This window comes from Candidatus Magnetominusculus dajiuhuensis, assembly GCF_046044395.1.
In the GTDB taxonomy this organism is placed as follows: domain Bacteria; phylum Nitrospirota; class Thermodesulfovibrionia; order Thermodesulfovibrionales; family Magnetobacteriaceae; genus Magnetominusculus; species Magnetominusculus dajiuhuensis.
In genome coordinates, this window is the sequence record NZ_JBJUSG010000197.1 from 1 (window position 1) to 3,911 (window position 3,911).

Annotated in this window: 1 protein-coding gene; it reads right to left on the minus strand. The window is 47.6% G+C overall.

Annotation, left to right across the window (positions count from 1 at the left end):
* Positions 1-80: 80 nt before the first annotated feature.
* Positions 81-3,557 carry a PAS domain S-box protein gene (locus AB7D94_RS16640; protein WP_420267188.1) on the minus strand — a complete coding sequence of 1,159 codons (3,477 nt, stop codon included), beginning with the start codon at positions 3,555-3,557 and terminating at the stop codon, positions 81-83.
* Positions 3,558-3,911 lie beyond the last annotated feature (354 nt).

The following is a 3,911-nucleotide window of genomic DNA, read 5'->3' on the forward strand; positions in this document are numbered from 1 at the left end:
AAAGAAAAGAACAGTCTGGAAATCATTGCAACTTCCCATGAGAACTTGTTTTATTCGTTAGAACAAAATTACCGTGGTCTCTAATCCCGCCTGTCCAAAATATCCCGTATCTTCAGGAGAAACTCATCGGTCATTATAGGTTTCGCGATGTAGTTCAGGCCCTCCTCAAAGATGCCCTTTTCGTGAATGACGTTATATGTGTGGCCGCTGATAAACAGTACCTTTATGTTGGGTTTATGGAGCTTTATCTCATTATAGACGGCCTTGCCGTTTTTCCCTGGCATTATGACGTCCAGTACGGCGATATCTATAACGTCCTTGTGTTCAATGAATTTTTCTACCGCGTCATTGCCGTCAACCGCCTCGACTACCTTGTAGCCTGCCCGTTTGAGTACCTTGACAGTGATTTTCCTCAGTGAGTCGTCGTCCTCGGAAAGGAGTACCGTCTCTGTCACACCCGTTTTGGGCGCGGGTTGTTTGGGCGTCTTCACTTGGGGGATAGCCTCCACTACTGGCAGATATATGGTAAAAACAGAGCCTTTTCCCATCGCGCTTTCTGTCTCTATGTGGCCCTTGTGCAGCCTCACAATCCCATAGACTGTGCTTAGCCCCAGTCCGGTTCCCTTGCCTACTTCTTTTGTCGTGAAGAATGGGTCAAACATCTTCGCCATTGTGTCCTCATCCATGCCCACTCCCGTATCAGTTGCCTTAATATAAACATATCCAAGCTCTTCGGTGAGTCCATGAGTTCGTAAGAAATCCTTATCCCCGGCAATTCCAAGTTCTATGGTTAACACGCCGCCTTCGGGCATGGCGTCTCTGGCGTTTGCCACGAGGTTCATCATTGCCATTTCGATGTGGGTCTTGTCTGCCATTACCATTACACCGGGGACATTGATTATCGTCCTGATCTCAATGTCCTCACCTATGAGCCTCGCCAGCAGTCCTTCTGTATTGCGTACAAGGTCTGAGATATTTGTGGGTTTTAGTTCGTAGATGTGTTTTCTGCTGAAGACGAGCAGACTTTTAGTGAGATTTGCCGCTCGTTCTATCGAGGCGTCTATGTGGGTGGCATAACCTGTTGAGGCAACATCGTCTTTAACCCGCCTCTTAAGCAGATATACATAGTTTGTCATTGCCGAAAGGATGTTGTTAAAATCATGGGCGACACCTCCGGCAAGCTGCCCGATGGATTCCATTTTTTGTGCCTGCAGGAGCTGATTTTCAAGTTCCCTGTGCAGGGTTGTGTCAATGACGCCTGCCACCGCGCCTTCGTAGTTGCCGAGGTGGTCCATTATCGGTGATGTCTCGATTGTAGCGTACAGGGCCTTGCCGTCTTTTTTCTGGAATTCCAGTTCCATCTGGCCTTTTATTCCCTGGGCAAGGCGCGCCATGCTGTGTCGGCATATGTTTACGTATTGATCTCTGATGAACGAAGACAAATGCCTTCCCATCATTTCGGCTGCGTCAAATCCAAGCATTTCCGCCATGCGAGGGTTTACCAGCGTTATTGTCCCATCTTTATCTATAACCAGAATACCCGCGTGCGTAAGCTCAAATAGCTGCCGGTATTTGATCTCGCTTTCGGTCAGGGCGGCCTCAGCCTTCTTTCTTTCGATTATCTCGGCGCGCAGCTCTTCATTTGTCTTTAAGAGGTCGTTAGTGCGCTCTTTTACGAGGTACTCAAGGGTGTTTTGATATTTCAGCAGTGTCTGTTCAGACCTCTTACGCTCTATGGCAATGGCGTAGAGGTCGGCAATGCGCCCAACAGTATTGAGGTTACTCTCTGTGTACTTAGTCAGGGGATTTGCCAGGGCGATTTGCCCGACAAGCGTGTCACCGAGCATGGCTGGAAATGATAAAAATCGCTCTATCGTTATATGGCCTTTTGGAACTCCTGTATGTCTGGGGTCGTCCATTACAGAATTACACAAGATTGGCGTCTTGTTATTCAAAACCCAGCCCCACATCCCTCTGAATTCCTTAAATACGATGCCTTTACCCTCGACCTTGCACTCATCCCATACATCCATGGTCAGCGTAGGAGATATAAGGTAGCCGGTGTCGGGGTCTATATAACCGGCAAAGCTGTATTTACTGCCCGTCATGCGTCTGGCATAGTCAATGGTCAATTTTGATATCTCCTCTATGGAGCCGGATTGTATAAGCAGCGCTGAGAGTTCGGCAAGGGACTTGTTTATCTCCAGCTCATATGACAGCGCCTCCTCAATCCGCTTCTTTCCGGTTATGTCGCGCCCGATGGTAACGAGGCCGCGACGTCTGCCATCGGAGTAAAACACGGGTGTTTTCAGGACATCAAATGTCGCCACTGTGCCGTCGGGGTGTTGTATTGGAACTTGCTTGCTTGTGATATTCCCCGAAGTCCATACCTCCTCGTCCAACCCGATGTTTCTGCTGAAGGCGTCCTTGTAGTGAGCGTTATCAAGGGCTATCTCCTGGTCGGTTTTGCCTTTGTATAGTTGTCTGTCTATGTTAAAATAATTAAGGACGAAATCGTTAGCCTGCAGCCATTTACCCTGCCCATCTTTAAAAAACACTATGTCGGGCATGGCATTGATTAATCTTGTGAGTTCTTCTTTAGCCGCAACGGCAATGTTTTTCGACCTCTCTATTGTGATTGTGCCGGTGAAAAAGATCAAAAAGACGGCACATAGCGCCGCCGTGAGGGCTATTCCAAAGGTTCTGTGTCTATCCACATCTCTGTTTGACGCGAAAAGGACTATTGACCATCCGTCAATATCTATTGGTTCTTCTATAAAAGTGTAGGTGTGGTGTTTAAAGGAGATTTGGTCGCCGTTTCTATATCTGGCGTTTAGTATTGACCTGAAGGGCTTATTTCCAAACTGTCTTGATTGCAGTAAATTCAGCTCTTCATTTCTTTTCAGGGGCCAGAGGCTTTGATTGGCCAGAGCCGCGTCGCCCGATATAAACACAACTCCGTGCGGGTCAACCAGAAAACAATAGGGGTAGTGCCGAAAGTCATTCTCGATTTCGTCAATGTCCTGCTTTATCACGGCAATGCCGATGACTTTGGCGTGTTCATCTGTGATAGGGGAGGACACATAGTAGCCCCTCCTGTTCGATGTTACCCCAAGTGCAAAATAGCGGCCAACTTTGCCGGCCGCCGCCTGTGTGAAATACGGCCTGAAGGCATAGGATTTACCGATAAAACTGTCTTCACTGTACCGGTTAGAGGACATGATAGTGATGCCTTTGAGGTCAAGGATATAACACACCGCCGAGTGAAACTGTTCATTATATCTGTCAAGGACGGAGTTGGCCTTTCCGATGTCCCCGCCAGTCTTTAGTGCGTCAACTACCCACGGCGACCTTGCGAGGGTCATAACGGCCTGCTCGTATTTGTTTAACTCCCCTAAGAGCCTGTTTTTCAGGATTCTTATCGTAGCAGTGCTGTTTTGGCGGGCTTCATACTCGGCATGGTTGACCAGATTATAAGTCAACAGCCATCCGATAGCAACTATTGCCACAACCGCAAATACGCCAAGGGCTATGTATTTATTTCTCAGATAGCTCAAACTTAACCTCAACCGTACATAATATACAGGCAATTTTAGCCGCGCGATTAGCCACCGTGAGACAGCGCCGATTCACAACGGCATCGCGCCTATAATAATATAGAACTGGCGCAATGTCAAGTAGCCGATTACCACGGTAAATTTGTTCTGATGGATAAAACAGGTGTTCAGTGGGAGTTGCAATGATTTCCAAACTATTCTTTTCTTTGTCTGTCATTCCGGCTTGTCCAGAATCTATCCTTATATCTCAGAATATGCAAAATCATCATGGAACAACCACTTAAGGGACGATTCTGGACAACAGACTGTGTCACAATAGTAAAGCAGCCCCCCCCCCCCTTTTTTTTGAGGTGG